The sequence below is a fragment of the Paraburkholderia phenazinium genome, from assembly GCF_900100735.1.
GTDB classification, from domain to species: Bacteria; Pseudomonadota; Gammaproteobacteria; order Burkholderiales; family Burkholderiaceae; genus Paraburkholderia; species Paraburkholderia phenazinia.
The window spans coordinates 1-22438 of sequence record NZ_FNCJ01000023.1 but is presented as its reverse complement, the minus strand read 5'-3'; the positions used below and the strand labels follow the sequence as shown (position 1 = coordinate 22438).

Here is a 22438-nt window from a genome sequence, read left to right as displayed (position 1 = left end):
TCAGAACGTGATACCCGATCGCTCAGCGACCGTGTGCATGTCCTTGTCGCCGCGCCCCGACAGGTTCACCAGAAGGCATTTGCCCTTCGGCAAGGTCGGCGCGAGTTTGGCCGCATAGGCCAGCGCATGGCTCGATTCGAGCGCCGGAATGATGCCTTCGATCCGGCAGCAGTCGTGGAACGCTTTCAGCGCTTCTTCGTCGGTGATGCCGACGTATTGCGCGCGACCGCTTTCGTGCAGCCAGGCGTGCTCGGGGCCGACGCCAGGATAGTCCAGACCCGCCGACACCGAATGCGTCTCGATGATCTGGCCGTTTTCGTCCTGCAGCAGGTAGGTGCGGTTGCCGTGCAGCACGCCGGGGCTGCCGCCGATCAACGAAGCCGCATGGCGGCCGGTATCAAGGCCGTCACCGGCGGCTTCAACGCCGATCAACTGCACGTCTTTGTCGTCGATATACGGGTAAAAGATACCCATTGCGTTCGATCCACCGCCCACGCAGGCGATCACCGCATCCGGCTGACGGCCAATCAAATCGGGCATCTGCACCTTGCATTCGTCGCCGATCACGCGCTGGAAATCGCGCACCATCATCGGGTACGGATGCGGACCCGCAACCGTACCGATGATGTAGAAGGTGTTTTCGACGTTGGTGACCCAGTCGCGCATCGCTTCGTTGAGTGCGTCTTTCAACGTTTTGGAGCCCGATTCGACGGGCACGACGGTCGCGCCGAGCAGTTTCATGCGGTAGACGTTGGCGGCCTGGCGGCGCACGTCTTCCGAGCCCATGTAGACCACGCATTCCATGCCGAAGCGCGCGGCGATGGTCGCCGTGGCAACGCCATGCTGGCCCGCACCGGTTTCCGCGATCACGCGCGGCTTGCCCATGCGCTTGGCGAGCAGGGCCTGGCCGATCACGTTGTTGATCTTATGGGCGCCGGTGTGGTTCAGGTCCTCACGCTTGAGGAACACCTGCGCACCGCCGAGCAGTTCGCTCCAGCGCTGGGCATGGTAAATGGGGGACGGACGGCCAACAAAATACTTCAGTTCGCGCTCATACTCGGCAACGAACTCGGGGTCTTTCTGGAATTTTTCGTAGGCTTCACGCAGTTCATCGAGTGCGTGGACCAGGGTTTCAGCGACGAATACGCCGCCAAATTGGCCGAAATGGCCTCGTTCATCGGGCAAGTTATACATGGTGTCACTCTTCTCAGTGTGCCGGGCGGGCCGCTTCACGCGAACCCTGCTCCGGCGGAATCACTCTGCGTCCGCCGCGCGCACTGCGCGTACGAACGCCGCCATCCGGGCGTGATCTTTCACGCCCCGGGCGCCCGCTACTTCGATGCCGCTCGAGACATCGACCGCGTACGGGCGCACGCGATGAATCGCATCACTGACGTTTTGCGCGTTCAACCCACCACTCAAAACGGCCCGACGCGCGAGCTCTGCTGGAATAAGTGACCAATCGAAAACCTTCCCGCCGCCGCCATAGCCTTCAACATGAGTGTCGAACAGAAGAGCGCTGGCTGCTGCATAGTTAAGCGCCGATTTTACCAAATCGGCCTGCTGAGTATCAGCCCCAACCCGCAAAGCGCGCAACCAAGGCAAACCCGCAACGTTGGCAAGGGCTTCGCACTGCTGGGGCGTCTCGTCGCCGTGGAACTGCAGCATCGTGAGTGGGACATTGCTCACAACCTCGCTCATCCAGTCGGGCGTCGCGTTCACGAACAGGCCCACCACCGAAACGAAGGGTGGCACGTCCCGCACCAGTTCGAGCGCCTGAGCCACGTTGACCGAACGCGGGCTGGGCGGATAGAACACGAGGCCGATCGCATCCGCGCCGAGGTCGATGGCGTGCGCCACGTCCTCGGGCTTCGACAGCCCGCACAACTTGATGCGGGTCCGATGGGGCGCCGCGGCTTGAGTCGCACCCTGCTGCTGGGGCTCGCCCGCGGCGGCTGGCTGATTCACGGTGGTTGAATTCATGATTCCGGTGACTCGGTCCATACGGTGCTCCACGGCACACTACCCGGTTGCGCAGCAGGCACCGCGAATTCCTGAGGATAGCCCACCTGCGCGAGATAGAGGCCGTCGGGCATGAAAGTGGGGGCGGCTTGATTGCGATCGCGGCTGGCCAGCACCTCGGCCATCCATGCCGCTGGCTGACGCCCGCGTCCGACCGCAACGAGACAGCCCATCAGATTACGCACCATGTGATGCAGGAATGCGTTGGCGCGAAAGCGAAAGTGGATGAAATCGCCCTGCTGCCGCACGTCGATCTGATACAGGTGCTTGACCGGCGTCTTCGCCTGGCATTCCGACGAGCGAAACGCGGAGAAATCGTGTTCGCCGATCAGGTAGGCGGTCGCGGCACGCATCGCTTCGACGTCGAGCGGTGTATGCACCCAGCCGGCGCGAGCGGCCAGCATCGGCGAGCGCACCGGGTGGACATACAGCGCGTAGTAATAGGTCCGCTCGAACGCCGAAAAGCGCGCGTGGAACGTCTCCGGCATCGGCTTCGCCCACTGCACCGCGACCGTTTTAGGCAGAAACGCGTTGGTGCCGCGCACCCACGAGAAATCCGTGCGGTCGAGTTCGGTGTCGAAATGCACCACCTGTCCGAGGCCATGCACGCCGGTGTCCGTGCGGCCGGCCACCACCGTCTGCAGCGGCGTCTGCGCGAATTCGCGCAACGCCCGTTCAAGCGCGTCCTGAACCGTCTTGCCGTGCGGCTGTGACTGCCAGCCGCAAAAGGCCGAGCCGTCGTACTGGATTCCTAGTGCAATTCGCGTCACGGCAGGCATTACGAGAGCGGTGCCAGCGTCGAGAGCAGCGCACGCGCCTGGGCGCGGGTCGCGTCGTCGTTCGCTTCGATGACTTCGTGGATCAGCGCTCGCGCGCCGGCCAGGTCACCCAGTTCGATGTATTCCGATGCCAGATCGAGCTTGTTGCGTGCAATTCGGACCAGATCTTGCGGCGTGAACGTCGGCAACGGCTGCGCGGGGCTCGGCGGCAATTCCAGATCGAAGTCCAGGTTCAGTGCGCCGAAACGTGCCGCGCCCAGCCCAGCGACCGCTGCCGAACCCGCGGTGCCCGCGGCGATTTCCGCGCCGGCATGGCGGGGTGTAGCGGCTTGCGGCGGGACGGCTTGCTGCGCGGTGATTTCGGGTTCGACTACCGGTTGCGTCGACAGTGAGGCCGGCGGCGTCACTGGAGTGGCCGGCTCGACGCGCGGCGGCAAGCCCATCTCGAGACTGCCGAACGCATCGACGGCGTCGCGGGGGAAGCCGGTTGTCGCGGCGGGCTCAGCCGGGGCAGCGGTGAATGGCTGCTCTGACGGCGACTCGGTGTTGGCGAAGTGCGGCGCGGCAGGTTCGTGCGCGGCCTGATCGATGAATGGCGCGGGCTCGAGTGCCTCGGGCAGCGTCGGCTGTTCCCACTGCGCCTCGGGTTGCGGCGCCGTCGGGGCCGGCTGCTGGTCCCATGTGTGCTCGAACGACGGCTCGGCCGGAACCTGGCCGAAGGACGACTCCGCTTGCGGCTCGTCATGCGATGCGGCTGTGCCGAAGTTGATCTGCGGTTGCGGCGGGTTGTAGCTTTCAAGCGGCTGAGCAGTTTCCTCGGGCGGATGGTCCGGGGTCTGATTCCATTGGTGCAGGTCAGCCGGGGCTTGACGGGCCGGGTGCTCGGCCGCCGGAGCGAGCTCGGCGGACGGTGGTAATTCGTCGGTGTCGGGCTCTGCAGACGCGGGGTGGCTGGCGGCTGCGGTTGCCTCGTCGAAGGGGTCCGGTGCTGGGGTGAGCGGGCTTTCCGGCCAGCTCGGCTCGGACGCAGGGACGGAAGGGAGTTCGGACGCGCCGCGCAGTGCGGCTTCACGGGCTGCTGCTTCGCGTTCTGTGGCTTCTTGCGCAGCGGCTTCGCGTTCCGCTGCTTCTCGCGCGGCTGCTTCGTTTGCTGCCGCTTCGTGCGCTGCCGCTTCGCGAGCCGCTATCTCACGTTCTGCAGCCGGCTGCTCCACTGCCTCATGTTCAGTGGCCTCACGTGCCGCTGCTTCGTGCTCCGCAGCCTCGCGCTCTGCCGCTTCGCGCGCTGCCTGAGACACCACGGCATCGGCCGCCGCGTCTTCGTGCGCTGCGTATTCATCAGCAACCGGCGACTCATGCGTATCAACATCTTCGTGCGGCGCGACGTTATCCCGCGCCATCACGGTTTCAGGTCCTGCCACCTCGTCAGCTTGGGACGCAGCAGCCGCATCTGCTGCCTTCACGCCTTTCTTCCGCCGACGCAGTCCCAAGGCTGCCAGCAAAGCGGCCGCAGCCGCGCCAATTGCCGCAGCAAAACTGAGGTTCACCGGCGACAAGTCGAGACCACCGCCCGCCGCATGTGAGTTCGCCACACCGGAATTGCCCGGCACACCTGAGCCAGCAGTTGCGCCGATTTGTCCACCCGCCGTCGCTACACCGCCCGCCTGGGAAGGCTGCGCTGGCTTGCCGCCGATACCGTGCTTCTGCAACTCCATCAGCACCCGGCTTTTAAGGGCCAGCAATTGCTGCAAACTGGAGACCTGAGCCGGCCCCTGGACAACCGGCGCCGTAGCGGACGCCGACGGCAGCGCCGCCGAGGCGCCTGCGACCGGCGCACTAGCCGAAGGCTGGATCGCACCCGTCCATACGTGCGCACCGCTTGCTGCCGACGCAGGCGAAGCGGCGGACGCCGAAGCACCGCCGACCGGCGAAGACGCAGCACCTGCCACGGCACCGGTGGCAACCGTGGCAGCCGCACTACCGGCCGTCGGCGCAGTGGCGACAGCGCCCACGGCTGCCGAACTCGCCTGAAGCGGCGCGCTCGCCGGGCCAGCGTGCATAGCGGCGCTTGCAGCGTTCGCGTGCGTGGCCGCACTCGCGGCATTCGCCTGCGCAGCGGCCGGCTGCGACGCAGCGCTGAGCGCAGTCGCGACACTACCCGCAGTCCCTGCCATGCTCGCGGAAGCAGCCGAAGTAGCTGCCCCCGACGACGCCGAAGCACCCGAAGCCCCCACCGCGGCACCCGTCGCGTCGAGCGCAGGCACTGTCAGCACGGCGCCCAGCCGCAAGCGGCTCGGATCGTGCGACATAAATGCGTTCGGATTCGCATCGAACAACGCCTTCGCTGCGCGCGCGAGCGTCCCACGGTCGTGCGACTGCGTGGCGGCAATCGCCAGATCATTGAGCGATTGCCCCGGGCGAACCGTGTACTGGCTGCCGGCCACGAGTGGCGCCGAAGCGGCCTCAGCCGCGCTCGCCGCAGCGTCGGCAGCCGCCGCCTGGGCGCCGCTAACGCCGGCGACGCCGGTCAGAACAAAGGCAAGGGCAGCCGCAGCCGCGATCTGGCAGACGCTGTTGCGTGACATAGCGTAAAGGGAAGAGAGTCGAACGGTCATCGGGACCACAGGCGCGTCAGCGCTCAGCCCTTGTTTGCGGTTGGATTGAGACAAGATTTTTGGAGCACACAATGAAAAAAGCGCCGCGCAAGCGCGACGCTTTTTGAGTTTTTACGCGTCGTAGGCGCGTAGTTTACTTTACTTGTCGAGCAGAATGCGCAGCATCCGACGCAGCGGCTCCGCAGCGCCCCACAGCAACTGGTCGCCGACCGTGAAAGCCGACAGGTATTCACCGCCCATCGCCAGCTTGCGCAGGCGTCCCACCGGCACCGACAGCGTGCCCGTCACCACCGCCGGCGACAGATCGCGGATCGACGCTTCGCGCTCGTTCGGCACGACCTTGACCCAATCGTTGGCCGAAGCGAGGATGCCATCGATCTCGTCGAGCGGCACATCCTTGTTCAGCTTGATCGTCAAAGCCTGCGAATGGCAGCGCATGGCGCCGATCCGCACGCACAGGCCGTCCACCGGGATCGAACCCGGCGTGCCCACGGCCGGCTTGCCGAGGATCTTGTTGGTTTCCGCGCCGCCCTTCCACTCTTCCTTCGACATGCCGTTGCCGAGATCCTTGTCGATCCACGGAATCAGCGAGCCGGCGAGCGGTACGCCGAAGTGTTCGGTCGGCATGCTGTCGCTGTTCATTGCGGCCAGCACACGGCGGTCGATGTCGAGAATGGCCGACGACGGATTGGCAAGCTCGTCCTTCACCGACGCGTTGAGTGTGCCCATCTGTTGCAGCAGTTCGCGCATGTTTTGCGCACCCGCGCCCGATGCGGCCTGATACGTCATGGCCGTCATCCAGTCGACGAGGTTTTCGCGGAACAGGCCGCCCAGCGCCATCAGCATCAGGCTGACCGTGCAATTGCCGCCGATAAAATTCTTCTGACCCTTAACGAGCGCGTTCTTGATCACGTCGAGGTTGACCGGATCGAGAATGATGACCGCGTCATCCTTCATGCGCAGCGACGAAGCCGCGTCGATCCAGTAACCGTTCCAGCCGGCTGCGCGCAGCTTCGGGAACACGTCATTGGTGTAGTCGCCGCCCTGGCAGGAGATGATGGCGTCGCACTTCTTCAGGTCGTCGATGCTCGACGCGTCTTTGAGCTTGGTCTCGTTTTTAGCGAACGACGGCGCGTTGCCACCTGCGTTGCTGGTGCTGAAAAACACCGGTTCGATCAGATCGAAATCGCCTTCCTGTTGCATACGTTGCATCAGGACGCTGCCGACCATGCCGCGCCAACCTACGAGACCTACGTTCATGACACTTACCCTTCGAGTGGAGGCTTCCCCGCATCTTTGCCCGCAGTGACCGCGCGGGGAAGATGGGCGGGCACGACGGACGATCAGCGAATCGTGATCGTTTTCGGGGTAATCGATTTAACGAGCGTTTTGATGGTAATGGCGAGTTCAACCACACGGGCCGTTTTGCCGTGGTGGTTCGAAATCGAGGTGATCTGAGGAATCTTCGCCATCGTTACAGTCTACACGAAAACCGGATTTGGGCGGCCTGATTGGCCATTTTTGCGCGCGAATGGGCTGGATTGCGGCCCATTCGCGCTTGACTACCCGTTGAACTAACTAAGCGCCGCGAAATTTCGCGGCGCTTTGACAACACAACCGTAACAAGCTTAAAGCGCTGCAACGACGGCATCGCCCATCGCCACTGTGCCGACCTGCTGGCAACCCGGCGTCAGGATGTCTCCGGTCCGGTAGCCTTGCTCCAGCACCTTCTTGACTGCCGCTTCGATGCGGTCAGCCTGCTCTGCCTTGTTCAGCGAATAGCGCAGCATCATCGCGGCGGACAGGATGGTGGCCAGCGGATTGGCCACGCCCTTGCCGGCGATATCCGGCGCCGAACCGTGCGACGGCTCGTACAGACCCTTGTTGTTCTTGTCGAGCGAAGCCGACGGCAGCATGCCGATCGAACCCGTCAGCATGGCGGCCTGGTCGGAGAGGATGTCGCCGAACATGTTGCCGGTGACGACGACGTCGAACGCCTTCGGCGCCTTCACCAACTGCATGGCCGCGTTGTCGACGTACATGTGCGACAGCTCGACGTCCGCGTATTCCTTCGACACATCGATCATGATGTCGCGCCAGAACTGCGAGGTTTCGAGCACGTTGGCCTTGTCGACCGAGGTCACCTTCTTGCTGCGCTTTTGCGCCGCCTGGAACGCGACGTGCGCGATCCGGCGCACTTCCGGTTCCGAATAGCGCATCGTGTCGAAGCCTTCCTTCGAACCGGCAAACAGACCGTCCGGTGCCTCGCGCACGCCGCGCGGCTGGCCAAAGTAGATGTCGCCGTTCAATTCGCGCACGATCAGGATGTCGAGGCCCGAAACGATTTCCGGCCTCAGTGAAGATGCAGCCGTCAGTTGCGGATAGCAGATCGCCGGACGGAAGTTTGCGAACAGTTGCAGATGCTTACGCAGACCCAGAATGGCCTGCTCCGGGCGCAGCGCGCGCTCGAGCGAGTCGTACTTCCAGTCGCCTACGGCGCCGAACAGGATGGCATCGGCTTCCTTCGCCAGTGCGAGCGTCGAATCGGGCAGCGGGTGGCCCTTGGCTTCGTAACCCGCGCCACCGACCGGCGCCTCTTCAAGCTCGAATTTCTCGCCGAGCACGTTCAAAACCTTGATGGCTTCCTTGATGATTTCCGGACCGATGCCGTCGCCGGGCAACACTGCGATCTTCATGCGAATTTCCTTGATTGTTTTCTTTTAGACCTGGGAACGTAAAAGCAACAACACCAACAATGCGCGCTTAGCCGACGATGCGGTGGTTGAGCCACGGCTGCTTCGTCAGACGCTCTGCTTCGAACTGACGAATCTTGTCGGCGTGACGCAGCGTGAGGCCGATATCGTCGAAGCCGTTCAGCAGGCAGTACTTACGGAAGCCTGCAACTTCGAACGGATACTCAGTGCCAGCGCCCACGCGGACAACCTGCGCTTCGAGGTCGATGGTCAACTCAAAGCCGTTGAACGCATAGGTTTCGTTGAACAGGTGATCGACTTGTTGCTCGGTCAGCACGATCGGCAGCAGGCCGTTCTTGAAGCAGTTGTTGTAGAAGATGTCGGCGAAGCTCGGTGCGATGATCGCGCGGAAGCCATATTGCTGCAGCGCCCACGGTGCGTGCTCACGCGAGCTGCCGCAGCCGAAGTTCTTGCGCGCCAACAGGATCGACGCGCCTTGATAGCGCAGCTGATTCAGCACGAAGTCCGGATTCAGCGGACGCTTCGAGTTGTCCTGACCCGGCTCGCCGTGGTCGAGGTAACGCCATTCGTCGAACGCATTCGGACCGAAACCCGTGCGCTTGATCGACTTCAGGAACTGCTTCGGAATGATCGCGTCCGTGTCGACGTTCTCGCGATCGAGCGGCGCCACGACGCCGGTATGTACGATGAATTTATCCATGGCCCATCACCCACCAGAGTAAAGACCGGCGGCTGCGACACGAGGTGCGCCGCCGGTGGAATCGAAACAGGATCGCGCCGGCTTAGCCGAGCTTGCGAATATCGACGAAGTGACCTTCGATGGCCGCCGCAGCCGCCATGGCCGGGCTCACGAGGTGGGTACGGCCACCCGCGCCCTGACGGCCTTCGAAGTTACGGTTCGAGGTCGACGCGCAACGCTCGCCCGGATCCAGCCGGTCGGCGTTCATGGCGAGGCACATCGAGCAGCCCGGCTCGCGCCATTCGAAACCTGCGTCGGTGAAGACCTTGTCCAGACCTTCACGCTCGGCTTGCGCCTTCACCAGACCAGAGCCCGGCACGACCATCGCGAGACGGATATTCGGCGCCACGCGGCGGCCCAGCTTGCGCACGACGTACGCTGCTGCGCGCAGGTCTTCGATACGAGCGTTGGTGCACGAGCCGATGAAAATCTTGTCCGGCTTGATCGATTCGATCGGCAAGTTCGGTTCGAGCGCCATGTACTTGAGCGCGCGTTCCATCGCGTCGCGCTTGACCGGATCTTTCTCGCGTTCCGGGTCCGGCACGCGGCCGTCGATTGCGGTCACCATTTCCGGCGACGTGCCCCACGTGACTTGCGGCACGATTTCCGCAGCATTCAGTTCGACGACGCGGTCGAACTGCGCGCCGTCGTCCGACTTGAACTGCTTCCAGTATTCGACCGCGTGCTCCCACTCGACGCCTTCCGGCGAGAACGGACGGCCCTTCAGGTATTCGATCGTGGTGTCGTCCACGGCGACCATGCCGGCGCGTGCGCCCGCTTCGATCGCCATGTTGCAGACGGTCATGCGGCCTTCCATGGTCAGCGCGCGGATCGTCGAACCGCCGAACTCGATGGCGTAGCCCGTGCCGCCTGCCGTGCCGATCTTGCCGATGATGGCGAGCACAATATCTTTCGCGGTACAGCCGCGCGGCAGTTGGCCTTCGACCTTCACCAGCATGTTCTTGCTCTTCTTCTGCAAGAGCGTTTGCGTAGCCAGCACATGCTCGACTTCCGAGGTGCCGATGCCATGCGCCAGCGCACCGAACGCGCCGTGCGTAGACGTGTGCGAGTCGCCGCAGACGATCGTCATACCCGGCAGCGTGGCGCCCTGCTCCGGCCCGATGATGTGCACGATGCCTTGGCGCAGGTCGTTCATCTTGAACTGCGTGATACCGTAGGAATCGCAGTTCGAATCGAGCGTGTCGACTTGCAGCTTCGACACCGGATCAGCGATGCCATGGCTACGGTCCGTGGTGGGCACGTTGTGGTCGGACACCGCCAGATTTGCGCTGATGCGCCACACCGGACGCTCAGCCAGCTTCAGGCCTTCGAAGGCTTGCGGGCTGGTGACTTCGTGCAGCAGGTGACGGTCGATATAAAGAATCGTCGTACCGTCTTCTTCCGTGTGGACCACGTGCGTGTTCCACAATTTGTCGTAGAGAGTCTGTGCCATGGTATGCGGGGGTAGTGATAGCTGCGGGCAAGCTGTGTGTGCGATTGATTATGCCACGCTGATCCGCGATTTGGCCCATCGATTCAAGGAAAAACCGATAAAAAACAGGGAGTTGGGTGGTAGTGGCGATACCTGTATCGGAGGCACCCGGCAAATGCAAGTTGGGTAACCAAGGCTGCGAGCATGGTGCGTTTATTGCGGTCTAATGGACGACAGACGGCACACATGGCCCGTTGGTCCCATGTGTGCCGTTCTGAGCGACTGAATAAAATCAACGCAGCAAATCGAGGCCCATTTGAGCGCGACCGAGTGCCGTCAAATCACTCTCCTGCGCGCGACCCACGAAGTCGGTTTCGAAGTGATCCGCGGGAAAATCGGGTGGGCTCTCACCGCGCAGAAAGCTCGGCAACTGCTGCCGCAGATACGCTTCGTTCTTTGCGCACCACGGCGCCGACGCGATGTACATCACGTTGCTGTAGCCGCTGCCGCGATGCACGTCTTCCACCGAATGCACGACATCGCTGTGCCAGAACACCGCGTCACCGGGCAGCATGTGCGGGATTGGCGTCACCGCGTCGAGAAGCACGCTATGCCATTCAGGTTTGATCGACAACGCGCGTGCCGGTTGCGCGCCGCACAGTTCGTCGTCTGGAACGTCGTCTTGCAGCGCGCGCAGCACAACGTAGGCCATGGCATTCACGATAGGGATCAACTGCAGCGTACCATCGCCGGGACCTTGCGGGGTCAGTGCAGTCCAGCCCTGGAAGGTGCGAAACATAGAGCACACAGCAGGCGAGGGAATCTCCTGCACTTCAGGACGAAACGCGGCGTCGAAGGGATCGTACGCGCGCCAGTTGCCCGACAGTACATGCCGGTACACCTGGCGGAAATTCGGATCGAGCCAGCGCTCGACCGAACCGCCGTCGACGTGCGGCGAAAGACCCAGCGATTCCGAACCAGGCGGGCGACGGCGAATACGGTCCGCGTAGACCGGCACCCGCTCCGGATCGAAACGCTGGCGGCCTTCGCTTTCTGCGCGCCACAGGCGGTTCAGAAACACTCGCGTATTGGTTAGTTGTTCGGATTGTCGCGCGGCGACCTGCGGCTTCGACCAGTACACGCCGTAAATTTGCGGCTTGCTTGAAGACAAGGTGCCGAAATACTTGTCTTCGGCGCGATGGGCGAGCTTTTCGTCGAGACGGTTAGCCTCCACGTAGTGCGCGATTTCGTCATTCCAGTCAGTCGCCTGAGCAGGATCGAATACCTGCCGCACGACACACGCGCCGCGGGTTTTGATCTGCTCAGTGGTGCGCGGGTCCACGTCGTGAGAGACGATCGACTTGTAGTCGAACACGGGAATGGGCTCGCGCTCCCGATGGCGGTCGCGGTGGATTGCGTCGACCTGCTGCCGGATTGCGTCCTCTACCTCGCGAAATACCTGCGCGTAGTTGGGCAATGCAGCCCGCAACGCGTGTTTGGTCGTACGGATCGCTTCGGGCAGGTTGTCGATCATCAGCGGCATAGCTTGTCTCCTCCGTTATGTTTCGATGACGGCCCGTGGGCGGTTGCATTCCGGGCGGATGGCTTCTTGCGTGCGGGGCGCGTGTTTCGGGTCGTTTGTTTGCGCAGCTAGTTTCCGTAGATTAGGCAGTTTCGACCTCTGCCAGGCATACCTTCCCGCCAACTATCGATACAATTCAGACATTCGCCGTACCATCCTTCCGCGGCTGGGCGCTCGCCATGAAACCCCAATACGAACGCGTCACGATCCCCGACGGCTGCTCGGTGCGGGTCTATCACCGCCAGATCGCGCAGATTCCGTTCGAATGGCACCATCACCCCGAATACGAACTGACGCTGACAATGAATAGCCGCGGCCGCCGGTTCGTTGGCGACCATATCGCCGACTACGCCGGCGACGATCTCGTACTGGTGCCGCCGGATATGCCGCATACGTGGGCGTCGACTAAACCGATCGATACGAACGAGCCAGAAGTGGCGATCGTGGTCTGGTTTAGCGGCGACTGGGTGCGGCGGATGGCCGATTGCTGTCCTGAGTTCGCGGCGCTACGCAAGCTCTTGCGGCGTGGCGCGCCGGGACTGCGCTTCGGCGAGGATTCAACGGCGTTGGTACGAGGAAAGGTTCACGCGCTGCTAGATCCTGAGCCACGTGTGCGGCTTGCGACCGTGCTGGAGATCCTGCCGCAACTGGCTGAGGCGTTTGCAGCGCCGCTAGCGTCACCGTCAGCGCATGTGGACAGCGCGCGGCGCGGTGAATCGCGAGAAGGTGGTTCTGGTTCAGAGCCAAGATCCGGCGCTGAGGCGGACGGCACCGCGTCCGAGGCCGAACGCCTGAATCGCGTGCTCGACCTGCTCGATCGGCGCTTCAACGAGCCGCTGCGTGTCGCCGATCTCTGCGCAGTCGCCAACCTATCGGAACGCTCACTGCATCGTCATTTCGTGCGGCATGTCGGCGAAAGCGTCGGGCGTCATCTAACGCGCCTACGAATCAGTTACGCCACACGACAACTCACCGATACGACGTGGCCGATTTCGGTCATCGCCGCGAAAGCAGGTATTCCCAATCTCGCCAATTTCAACCGCCTGTTTCTGTCCGCACGCGGGATGACGCCGAGCGCTTATCGCCGCGTCTTCGAGACACATGGGAATGTGGCACAGGCGGATATCCAACCTGGCGTGCAAACGAGGCCGCCCTCACTGGAGCAGCCAAAACTACGGGCAAAGCAGGCGATCGAGGCACGAGGAAGCAAGGCGCAATCTGGCTAAAACCCCGCCGCGCCCCGCCCCAAATGCAAAACGCCCCAACGCTCAACCCGTTGGGGCGCTTCCTTAACCGCAGTGCAGTTCGCAGCTGGCGTATTACGCGCAACCCACGGCGGCCTAAACCGCCATACGCTGTGCGACCACCAGCAGCAATCGCTTACCGTGCCGTCAGCGGCTTCGCTTCACGCGGCGTGTCGCCAACGAACAGCTGACGCGGACGGCCAATCTTCTGTTCCGGATCGGCAATCATCTCGTTCCATTGCGCAATCCAGCCGACCGTACGCGCCATCGCGAAGATACACGTGAACATCGAGGTCGGGATGCCCAGCGCGCGCTGCACGATGCCCGAGTAGAAGTCGACGTTCGGGTACAGCTTGCGCGACACGAAGTACTCGTCTTCCAGCGCGATCTTTTCCAGCGCCATGGCCAGCTTGAACAGCGGGTCGTCGTGCAGGCCCAGCTCTTCCAGCACTTCGTGGCAGGTTTCGCGCATCAGCTTGGCACGCGGGTCGTAGTTCTTGTACACGCGGTGACCGAAGCCCATCAGCTTCACGCCCGAGTTCTTGTCCTTCACCTGCTTGATGAACTCAGGAATGTTGTCGACCGAGCCGATCTCTTCCAGCATGTTCAGCGCCGCTTCGTTCGCGCCGCCGTGTGCCGGGCCCCACAGGCAGGCGATACCGGCTGCGATACACGCAAACGGGTTCGCGCCCGACGAACCTGCCAGACGCACCGTCGAGGTCGAGGCGTTCTGTTCGTGGTCCGCGTGCAGGATCAGGATACGGTCGAGTGCGCGCACCAGCACGTCGTTGACCTTGTACTCTTCGCACGGGTTCGAGAACATCATGTGCATGAAGTTCGCGCTGTACGACAGGTCGTTCTTCGGGTACGCAAACGGCTGGCCGATGCTGTACTTGTACGCCATTGCCACCAGCGTCGGAAGCTTCGCGATCATGCGAATGGCCGACACGTCACGGTGACGCGGGTTATTGATGTCCAGCGAGTCGTGATAGAACGCCGACAGCGCGCCGACTGCAGCCACCAGAATCGCCATCGGGTGCGCGTCGCGACGGAAGCCGCGGAAGAAGAAGTGCATCTGCTCGTGCACCATCGTGTGCTTCGTGACGGTGTCGACGAATTCCTTCTTCTGCGCCTGGTTCGGCAGTTCGCCCTTCAGCAGCAGATAGCAGGTTTCGAGGAAGTCCGCGTTCTGCGCGAGATCGTCGATCGGGTAGCCGCGATACAGCAGCTCGCCCTTGTCGCCGTCGATGTAGGTGATGGCCGAGTTACACGCCGCCGTCGACATAAAGCCCGGGTCGTACGTGAACTTGCCGGTCTGGCCGTACAGTTTGCGGATGTCGATCACGTCCGGGCCCATTGTGCCCTTGTAGATCGGCATTTCAACGCTCGGCGAATTGTCGCTGAACGATAGCGTGGCTTTAACATCTGACGGGGTCATGGCACATCCTCAATCGAAGTATGGAAACAGGGTTTCGATAATTGCACGCGTGGAACAACGGACTGGCTTCGCTCAAGCAGTGCGCAGCAGCTCCAGCACCCGGGCTACATCCGGGTCGGCAAGGTCGCCTTCTGGTTCCTTGCGCGCGAGCAGCAAGTCCATCAGGTCGTTATCGCTCAGCTCGAGCAGGCGCGTAAGTGCGCCCACATCGGCGTCGCTGAGGTCATGCTCGTATTTGCCGAAAAAACGCTCGAAAATAAGATCGTTTTCCAGCAAGCCACGCCGGGCGCGCCAGCGAAGGCGCGCCCGCCGCAGCGGGTCGGACTGATGCTTGTCTTCCATCTCAGACAGCACGGCGAACCATCAATTCCTTGATCTTGCCGATCGCCTTCGTCGGGTTGAGGCCCTTCGGGCACACATCGACGCAGTTCATGATCGTATGGCAACGGAACAGACGGTACGGGTCTTCCAGGTTGTCGAGACGTTCGCCCGTCGCCTGGTCGCGGCTATCCGCGATGAAGCGATAGGCTTGCAGCAGGCCAGCCGGACCGACGAACTTGTCCGGGTTCCACCAGAAGCTCGGGCACGACGTCGAGCAGCTTGCGCACAGAATGCACTCGTACAGCCCGTCCAGCTCTTCGCGTTCTTCCGGCGACTGCAGACGTTCCTTTTCCGGCGGCGGCGTATCGTTGATCAGGTACGGCTTGATCGAGTTGTACTGGTTGAAGAAGTGCGTCATGTCGACGATCAGGTCGCGCACGACGGGCAGGCCCGGCAGCGGACGCAGCACGATCTTGTTCGGCAGATCGTTCATGTTGGTCAGACATGCCAGACCGTTCTTGCCGTTGATATTCATGGCGTCCGAACCACACACGCCTTCGCGGCACGAGCGGCGGAACGACAACGTCTCGTCGAGCGCCTTCAGCTTGAGCAGCGCGTCGAGCAACATGCGTTCGTGCGAGTCGATTTCGATCTCGTACGATTGCATGCGCGGTGCTGCGTCCTTATCCGGATCGTAGCGGTAGATTTCAAATGTACGCTTGGCCATTTCTGAATTCCTTTGACTTGTGCCTTAGAAGGTACGCGCTTTCGGCGGCACCGATTCGACGGTCAGCGGTTGCATGTGAACCGGCTTGTAGTCGAGGCGATCACCTTCGCTGAACCACAGCGTATGGCGCAGCCAGTTTTCGTCGTCGCGATGTTCGAAGTCGTTTTGTGCGTGCGCACCGCGGCTTTCCTTACGCGCTTCTGCCGAAACCATCGTGGCGCGCGCCACTTCGATCAGGTTCGCCAGTTCCAGCGCTTCGACGCGAGCCGTGTTGAACACCTTCGACTTATCCTTCAGATGGATGTTGTCGACACGTTCAGCCACTTCGCGGATGCGCTCGACGCCTTCGGCCAGCAGCTTCGACGTGCGGAACACGCCAGCGTGTGCCTGCATAGTGGCGCGGATGTCGTTCGCGACATTTTGCGTGTATTCGCCCGAGGAGGACTTGTCCAGCTTGTCCAGACGCGACAGCGCGAAGTCAGCGGCATCGGCCGGCAGCGGCTTGTGCTCCTTGATTTCCTTCACGTGCTTGACGATGTGGTTGCCAGCTGCGCGGCCGAACACCACCAGGTCGAGCAGCGAGTTCGTGCCCAGGCGGTTCGCGCCGTGGACCGACACGCACGAGCATTCGCCCACTGCGTAGAAACCGTTGACCGGCTCTTCGTGACCCTTCGACGTACCCACGACCTGGCCGTGAATGTTCGTAGGAATACCACCCATCTGATAGTGGATCGTCGGCACGACCGGGATCGGCTCTTTAATGCAATCGACGTTCGCGAACTTCAGTGCGATTTCGCGGATCGACGGCAGACGCTTCATGATCGTCTCGGCGCCGATGTGCGACAGGTCGAGCAGCACGTGATCCTTGTTCGGACCCACGCCGCGGCCTTCCTTGATTTCCTGGTCCATCGAACGCGAAACGAAGTCGCGCGGCGCCAGATCCTTCAGCGTCGGCGCGTAGCGTTCCATGAAACGCTCGCCGTTCGAGTTACGCAGAATACCGCCTTCGCCGCGCACGCCTTCGGTAATCAGCACGCCCGCACCAGCCACGCCGGTGGGGTGGAATTGCCAGAATTCCATGTCTTGCAGTGCGATGCCCGAACGCGCAGCCATGCCCAGGCCGTCACCGGTGTTGATGAACGCGTTGGTCGAAGCTGCGAAGATCCGGCCAGCGCCGCCCGTGGCGAACAGCGTGGTCTTGCCTTCGAGGATGTAGACGTCGCCGGTTTCCATTTCCAGCGCGGTCACGCCGAGCACGTCGCCTTCGGCGTCGCGGATCAGGTCCAGCGCCATCCATTCGACGAAGAACTGCGTCTTCGCGGCAACGTTTTGCTGGTACAGCGTGTGCAGCAGCGCATGACCGGTACGGTCAGCGGCCGCGCAAGCGCGTTGCACCGGCTTTTCGCCGTAGTTGGCCGTGTGGCCGCCAAACGGACGCTGATAGATCGTGCCGTCCGCATTGCGGTCGAACGGCATGCCCATGTGTTCCAGTTCGTAGACGGCGTTCGGTGCTTCGCGGCACATGAACTCGATCGCGTCCTGGTCGCCGAGCCAGTCGGAACCCTTGATCGTGTCGTAGAAGTGATAGTGCCAGTTGTCTTCGCTCATGTTGCCGAGCGAAGCGCCGATGCCGCCTTGAGCAGCCACCGTGTGCGAACGCGTCGGGAACACCTTGGACAGCACGCAAACCGACAGACCGGCGCGCGCGAGTTGCAGCGAAGCGCGCATCCCCGAGCCGCCTGCGCCGACGATAACCACGTCAAACTTGCGACGCGGCAGAGAATTCTTGATTGCAGCCATTCTTTTATACTCTCCAGAGAATCTGCGCAGCGTAGCCGGCACACGCCAGCAGCCAGACGATCGTCAGGGCCTGAAGGGTGAGGCGCACACCGACGGGCTTGATGTAGTCCATCCAGATGTCACGAATACCCACCCACGCGTGGTAGAACAGGGACAGCAGCGTCACGAAGGTGGCGAGCTTCATCCATTGCGTCGCGAAGATCGACGCCCAGCCGTCATACGAGAAATCTTGCGCGCCGAAGAACCACGCGAGCAGGATGATCGTGTAGATCGCCATGATGGTGGCGGTGATGCGTTGCGCGAGCCAGTCGCGCAGACCGTAGTGCGCGCCGACGACGAGACGCTTCGGGCCGATTCGGTTGTTAGCTGCCATTTTTTTAGAATGCTCCGAAGAGTTTGAGCGCAAAAGCAATCGTCAGAATCGACGAGACGACCAGCACGACGATGGAGGTTTGCTTGCCCTTTTCCTTCGTGACTGCGCTGTGGTTGGTGTCCATCACCAGGTGACGGATGCCGGCGCAGAAGTGGAACAGGAAGGCCCACGCGAGAACCAGCGTGATGAGCTTGACGATGATGTTGGAGAGGAAGCCCTTGAACACATCAAAGCTGAGCTCGGACGTAAGGCTTTGATCAAAGAGGTACAGCAGGAACGGAAGGAACACAAAAAGCAGCCCACCGCTGACGCGATGGAGAATCGACACACGCCCCGCTAGTGGGAGGCGATACGCCGTCAATATTTGCCCGATACCGATGTTCCGGAACTCCGGCCTCGGTTTTTTTACGGCTTCAGCCATGCTAGACCCCTACTATGTAGTAACACTAATCCGCAATTTTAGCGCCTTTTTATATCGCGCTGCAGCGAAAAACCCCACAGGTCCTTTACTGCGCACGAGACAATGGCGTCGTCAAGAGGGTGCTGCGCGCTGCGCCAGACACCCTTGAACACACTGATCCAGCTTGAAGACCCGGATGTTCACAACTGTTCACAACCCGGTTTCAGCTGAGATCGTTCTGATAGTAGTACCCAGTTGTGACATACCATCCACGCCGCACTTCGACGGGACGGTCTCCATAGGTATAGGACACTCGCTCTACCGATAGCAACGGAAATCCAGGCGGCACCTGCAGCAAATCGGCGACCGAGGGGTCCGCCGCGACCGCACGAATCTTCTCGGAAGCCCGGATCATCCGGGTTCCGAACTCCGTCTCGAACATCGCGTAGAGCGGACCTTTGTACTCGGAGAGCCGCTCGAGGGTGAGCCCGCGGAACACCATGCCGGGCAACCAGATTTCGTCGAGTACCGTGATTTCACCATCAAACTGCAAAAGCCGCTTGATAAGCACCACGGGATCGGCTGGCTTCAGGTCGAGCTGACGTGCGATGTCGGCCGACGCACGCAGGCGGCGGCATTCGAGCAGGCGGCTAACGTGGGGATGTTCGGCGCCGTCATCGGCAAGTAACCTGAGGAAGCGAAACTGGGCACGGTCTTCGTTGTGCGTTGCAACAAAAGTACCCTTGCCCTGGCGGCGCACCAGCAGGTTATCCGCCGCCAGTTCGTCAATCGCCTTGCGGACGGTGCCTTGGCTCACCTTGAAGCGGGCGGCCAGTTCGACCTCGCTCGGGATGATTTCACCCGGCTTCCATTCACCTGACTCCAGGCTTTGCGTAATCAACCCCTTGATCTGTTGATACAGAGGGCTGAAAGTAGGCGACGTGGCGGGCGCAGCCGCAACGGGCGCGGCCTCGCCTGGTCCCCCAGGGCCGTTAGGATTCGCAGTGCTAGCCGGGTTCGCAGTCATGCGCGCATTTCATCATAAAGGCCCATCCTCCGTCCAGAGCTTTCCCGGCAATAGATCTGTCTTATATAAGACATAAGATAATGTTGACTTTGTGAAGGCCGAATCCTACACTCCTTCGCGAGCAAGGGTTTGCGGGCAATCCGGCGGCGTTTTCCCCCAAGTATCTCTAGGTACTTCCGGCGAACCGCCCTGTCCCGGCAGCCGCTCTGCATCATGCTGTCGTCTCTCGCGGTTCAGCTTTCGATTCGCCGGTCTTTGTCCCGTCAGACGCTTCGGAAACACACCCTTGCAGGAGCCCGGCACATGCAGTGGCCACCGGCGTCTCGTGCGCCCCCGCTCCGCTGCACAGGTTTCCGGCATGGTGGTCTCGCCGCAACGCGCTTTCCAGCCTCGGTTTTCAACTTGAGGCTCCGCGTAACAGTGAATTCCGCCGTGTTTCACAACGCTTCGCCTAACGCGCATATAGAATGGCGTTTTCCCTAGCGTCTAACGCATCGTCCTGGAGAATTCTCAATGGCTAAGCCCGCAAAGCGCGTTGCCGTCACTGGCGCCGCAGGTCAAATCGCTTACTCCCTGCTGTTCCGCATCGCCAATGGCGACCTGCTCGGCAAGGATCAGCCGGTGGTCCTGCAACTGCTCGACCTGCCGCAAGCGCAAGGCGCCGTGAAAGGCGTCGTGATGGAACTGGATGATTGCGCGTTCCCGCTGCTGCAGGGCGTCGTGATCACCGACGATCCCAAGGTTGCCTTCAAGGATGCTGACGTCGCCCTGCTGGTCGGCGCCCGTCCGCGTTCGAAAGGCATGGAACGTAAAGATCTGCTGTCGGCCAACGCCGAGATCTTCACGGTGCAAGGCAAGGCGCTGAACGAAGTCGCCAGCCGTGACGTGAAGGTTCTGGTGGTCGGCAACCCGGCTAACACCAATGCTTACATCGCGATGAAGTCGGCACCGGATCTGCCGAAGAAGAACTTCACCGCCATGCTGCGTCTGGACCACAACCGCGCGCTGTCGCAACTGGCAGCGAAGTCGGGCAAGCCGGTCGCTTCGATCGAAAAGCTGGCTGTGTGGGGCAACCACTCGCCGACGATGTACCCGGATTTCCGCGTTGCAACGGCAGAAGGTCAAGACCTGACCAAGCTGATCAACGACGACGAATGGAACCGCAACACCTTCATCCCGACCGTCGGCAAGCGCGGCGCAGCGATCATCGAAGCGCGCGGCCTGTCGTCGGCAGCTTCGGCAGCGAACGCTGCAATCGACCACGTGCGTGACTGGGTGCTCGGCACGAACGGCAAGTGGGTCACGATGGGTATCCCGTCGGACGGTTCGTATGGCATTCCGGAAGACATCATCTACGGTGTGCCGGTGACCTGCGAAAACGGCGAGTACAAGCGTGTCGAAGGCCTGGCAATCGACGCGTTCTCGCGCGAAAAGATGGACGCTACGCTGAACGAACTGCTGGAAGAGCGCGAAGGCGTCCAGCACCTGCTCGGCTAAGCGCCTGATGCAGATGAGCCGGGACTCCGTTGCTTGCCAACGGGTTCCGGTTTTTTACATCCGATTCCCCAACGAGAACCCACGCCCCTAACGCCGAAGATGCGCGCACTGACTCCCGCCGAAGTGCTGTTTGACGGCGAAGCGCCGCCCACCGTCCTGCCTGCCTGCGATCACTACGCCGGCAGCGAGAAGCTGATGCTGAAATCGCTCGCTTTGCAGCAGGAGTTGGGGCCGGTGTTCGACATCACGCTCGATTGCGAAGACGGCGCCCAAGTCGGGCGCGAGGCCGAGCATGCCGAGCTGGTAGCATCGCTGCTGGGCAGCGAACACGACCGCTTCGGCCGCGTCGGCGTGCGGATTCACGATTTCAATCATGCGCACTGGCGCGACGACGTGCGCCTGATCCTGCGCGCCGCCAGGCGCGCCCCTGCCTATATCACCCTGCCGAAGATCCGCAGCGTCCCCGATGCCGCAGAAATGTGCGCTTACATCGAGGCGACGCGGCGCGAACTCGGCATCGCTCAACCCGTACCGGTGCAGTTGCTGGTCGAAACTCACGGCGCGCTGGCGCGGGCCTTCGATCTGGCCGCCCTGCCGGGCGTCGAAGCGCTCAGCTTCGGCTTGATGGACTTCGTCTCCGCGCACGACGGCGCGATTCCCGATACCGCGATGCGCTCGCCCGGCCAGTTCGATCATCCGTTGGTGCGGCGCGCCAAGCTCGAAATCGCCGCGGCCTGCCACGCACACGGCAAGGTGCCGTCGCATAACGTCAGCACCGAAGTGCGCGACATGAGCGTGGTGGCCAATGACGCCGCCCGCGCCCGCAACGAGTTCGGCTATACGCGGATGTGGAGCATCCACCCGGCCCAGGTACCGGCGATCGTCGCCGCCTTCGCGCCGCGGGAAGATGAGATCGCCACCGCTGCCGAGATTCTGCTGGCCGCCCAAGCCGCCCAGTGGGGCCCGACGCGCCATCACGACACGCTGCACGACCGCGCCAGCTATCGCTATTACTGGTCGGTGCTGCGCCGCGCCCGCTCGACCGGGCGCAGCGTACCGGCCGAAGCCGCGCCGCTGTTCGACCAGACGACGTGAACGGGTATTCAGGAGACTGCTGGAGATGAGCGAAAAGATGCAAGCCGCAGGCACGACTGGCGAAGCCGGCGCCCCGGGCGCGTTCAAACCGAAGAAATCCGTGGCGCTGTCGGGCGTGACGGCGGGCAATACCGCCCTGTGCACGGTCGGCAAGACCGGCAACGACCTGCATTACCGCGGCTATGACATTCTCGACATCGCCAGCACCTGCGAATTCGAAGAGATCGCCTACCTGCTGGTGCATGAAAAGCTGCCCACCCAGGCCGAACTGACCGCGTACAAAACCAGGCTGAAGGCGCTGCGCGGCCTGCCCGCCAACGTCAAGGCCGCGCTGGAATGGATTCCGGCAGCCGCCCACCCGATGGACGTGATGCGCACCGGCGTCTCGGTGCTCGGCACCGTGCTGCCCGAGAAGGACGACCACAACCTGCCCGGCGCGCGCGATATCGCCGACAAGCTGATGGCCTCGCTCGGTTCGATGCTGCTGTACTGGTATCACTACTCGCACAACGGCAAGCGCATCGAGGTGGAAACCGACGACGATTCGATCGGCGGCCACTTCCTGCACCTGCTGCACGGCGTGGAGCCGTCGAAGTCGTGGGTCGAGGCGATGCATACGTCGCTGAACCTGTA

The 22438-nt window shown here is 62.2% G+C and carries 21 protein-coding genes; 4 read left to right on the top strand and 17 right to left on the bottom strand.

Features of this window, described 5'->3' with window-relative positions; all coding sequences use genetic code 11:
* The 10 genes from trpB to BLQ92_RS33590 all read right to left on the bottom strand — a co-directional run bounded on the left by trpB (position 1) and on the right by BLQ92_RS33590 (position 11844).
* Positions 1-1194, bottom strand: a complete 1194-nt coding sequence (trpB, locus tag BLQ92_RS33630; protein ID WP_090693198.1) for a tryptophan synthase subunit beta — start codon at positions 1192-1194, stop codon at positions 1-3.
* A 60-nt stretch (positions 1195-1254) separates the two neighbouring features.
* Positions 1255-1983: a phosphoribosylanthranilate isomerase gene (locus tag BLQ92_RS33625; protein WP_425194969.1), complete on the bottom strand. Its 729-nt coding sequence runs from the start codon at positions 1981-1983 to the stop codon at positions 1255-1257.
* On the bottom strand, positions 1980-2792 hold the full coding sequence (gene truA / locus BLQ92_RS33620) for a tRNA pseudouridine(38-40) synthase TruA (RefSeq protein ID WP_090693472.1): 813 nt from the start codon (positions 2790-2792) through the stop codon (positions 1980-1982). The genes BLQ92_RS33625 and truA overlap by 4 nt, the downstream gene beginning before the upstream one ends.
* Before the next feature lie 8 nt (positions 2793-2800).
* Positions 2801-5386 carry a motility hub landmark protein FimV gene (locus BLQ92_RS33615; RefSeq protein ID WP_244896710.1) on the bottom strand — a complete coding sequence of 862 codons (2586 nt, stop codon included), beginning with the start codon at positions 5384-5386 and terminating at the stop codon, positions 2801-2803.
* 168 nt (positions 5387-5554) lie between these two features.
* Complete coding sequence (gene asd / locus BLQ92_RS33610) at positions 5555-6676, bottom strand: aspartate-semialdehyde dehydrogenase (protein ID WP_090693186.1); 1122 nt, start codon at positions 6674-6676, stop codon at positions 5555-5557.
* 83 nt (positions 6677-6759) lie between these two features.
* Positions 6760-6888 (bottom strand): hypothetical protein, encoded by a 129-nt coding sequence (locus BLQ92_RS41200; protein ID WP_279607950.1) that lies wholly within the window; start codon positions 6886-6888, stop codon positions 6760-6762.
* 156 nt (positions 6889-7044) lie between these two features.
* Positions 7045-8112 (bottom strand): 3-isopropylmalate dehydrogenase, encoded by a 1068-nt coding sequence (leuB, locus tag BLQ92_RS33605; RefSeq protein ID WP_090693183.1) that lies wholly within the window; start codon positions 8110-8112, stop codon positions 7045-7047.
* 67 nt (positions 8113-8179) lie between these two features.
* Positions 8180-8830, bottom strand: coding sequence for a 3-isopropylmalate dehydratase small subunit (gene leuD / locus BLQ92_RS33600; protein ID WP_090693179.1), 651 nt, complete (start codon positions 8828-8830; stop codon positions 8180-8182).
* Positions 8831-8912: 82 nt separating this feature from the next.
* Positions 8913-10322, bottom strand: coding sequence for a 3-isopropylmalate dehydratase large subunit (gene leuC, locus BLQ92_RS33595; protein WP_090693175.1), 1410 nt, complete (start codon positions 10320-10322; stop codon positions 8913-8915).
* A gap of 271 nt (positions 10323-10593) precedes the next feature.
* Positions 10594-11844: a DUF1479 domain-containing protein gene (locus BLQ92_RS33590; RefSeq protein ID WP_090693171.1), complete on the bottom strand. Its 1251-nt coding sequence runs from the start codon at positions 11842-11844 to the stop codon at positions 10594-10596.
* A 218-nt stretch (positions 11845-12062) separates the two neighbouring features.
* On the opposite strand from BLQ92_RS33590, the gene BLQ92_RS33585 reads away from it, so the two are divergent.
* On the top strand, positions 12063-13109 hold the full coding sequence (locus tag BLQ92_RS33585) for a helix-turn-helix domain-containing protein (protein ID WP_090693167.1): 1047 nt from the start codon (positions 12063-12065) through the stop codon (positions 13107-13109).
* 154 nt (positions 13110-13263) lie between these two features.
* Here BLQ92_RS33585 and gltA read toward each other — a convergent pair whose 3' ends face one another.
* The 7 genes from gltA to BLQ92_RS33550 form a co-directional block, all read right to left on the bottom strand.
* Positions 13264-14565: a citrate synthase gene (gene gltA, locus BLQ92_RS33580; RefSeq protein WP_090693163.1), complete on the bottom strand. Its 1302-nt coding sequence runs from the start codon at positions 14563-14565 to the stop codon at positions 13264-13266.
* Between the two features lie 72 nt (positions 14566-14637).
* Positions 14638-14907, bottom strand: coding sequence for an FAD assembly factor SdhE (locus BLQ92_RS33575; protein WP_090693159.1), 270 nt, complete (start codon positions 14905-14907; stop codon positions 14638-14640).
* A gap of 1 nt (position 14908) precedes the next feature.
* Positions 14909-15613 carry a succinate dehydrogenase iron-sulfur subunit gene (locus BLQ92_RS33570; RefSeq protein ID WP_090693155.1) on the bottom strand — a complete coding sequence of 235 codons (705 nt, stop codon included), beginning with the start codon at positions 15611-15613 and terminating at the stop codon, positions 14909-14911.
* A 24-nt stretch (positions 15614-15637) separates the two neighbouring features.
* The gene (gene sdhA, locus BLQ92_RS33565) at positions 15638-17413 is read right to left on the bottom strand and encodes a succinate dehydrogenase flavoprotein subunit (RefSeq protein WP_090693151.1); all 1776 of its coding nucleotides are present in this window, start codon (positions 17411-17413) and stop codon (positions 15638-15640) included.
* A 4-nt stretch (positions 17414-17417) separates the two neighbouring features.
* Entirely contained in the window at positions 17418-17786 is a 369-nt protein-coding gene (sdhD, locus tag BLQ92_RS33560) for a succinate dehydrogenase, hydrophobic membrane anchor protein (RefSeq protein ID WP_090693149.1), read from the bottom strand.
* A 4-nt stretch (positions 17787-17790) separates the two neighbouring features.
* Positions 17791-18207, bottom strand: a complete 417-nt coding sequence (gene sdhC / locus BLQ92_RS33555) for a succinate dehydrogenase, cytochrome b556 subunit (protein ID WP_090693146.1) — start codon at positions 18205-18207, stop codon at positions 17791-17793.
* Positions 18208-18409: 202 nt separating this feature from the next.
* Positions 18410-19213 (bottom strand): GntR family transcriptional regulator, encoded by an 804-nt coding sequence (locus BLQ92_RS33550; RefSeq protein WP_090693142.1) that lies wholly within the window; start codon positions 19211-19213, stop codon positions 18410-18412.
* Positions 19214-19726: 513 nt separating this feature from the next.
* Here BLQ92_RS33550 and BLQ92_RS33545 point away from each other — a divergent pair.
* The 3 genes from BLQ92_RS33545 to BLQ92_RS33535 form a co-directional block, all read left to right on the top strand.
* Positions 19727-20710, top strand: a complete 984-nt coding sequence (locus BLQ92_RS33545; protein WP_074294070.1) for a malate dehydrogenase — start codon at positions 19727-19729, stop codon at positions 20708-20710.
* Positions 20711-20809: 99 nt separating this feature from the next.
* Complete coding sequence (locus BLQ92_RS33540) at positions 20810-21805, top strand: HpcH/HpaI aldolase/citrate lyase family protein (RefSeq protein ID WP_090693137.1); 996 nt, start codon at positions 20810-20812, stop codon at positions 21803-21805.
* Between the two features lie 25 nt (positions 21806-21830).
* The coding region (locus BLQ92_RS33535; RefSeq protein WP_280517454.1) for a citrate/2-methylcitrate synthase at positions 21831-22438 on the top strand (608 nt) is incomplete at its 3' end.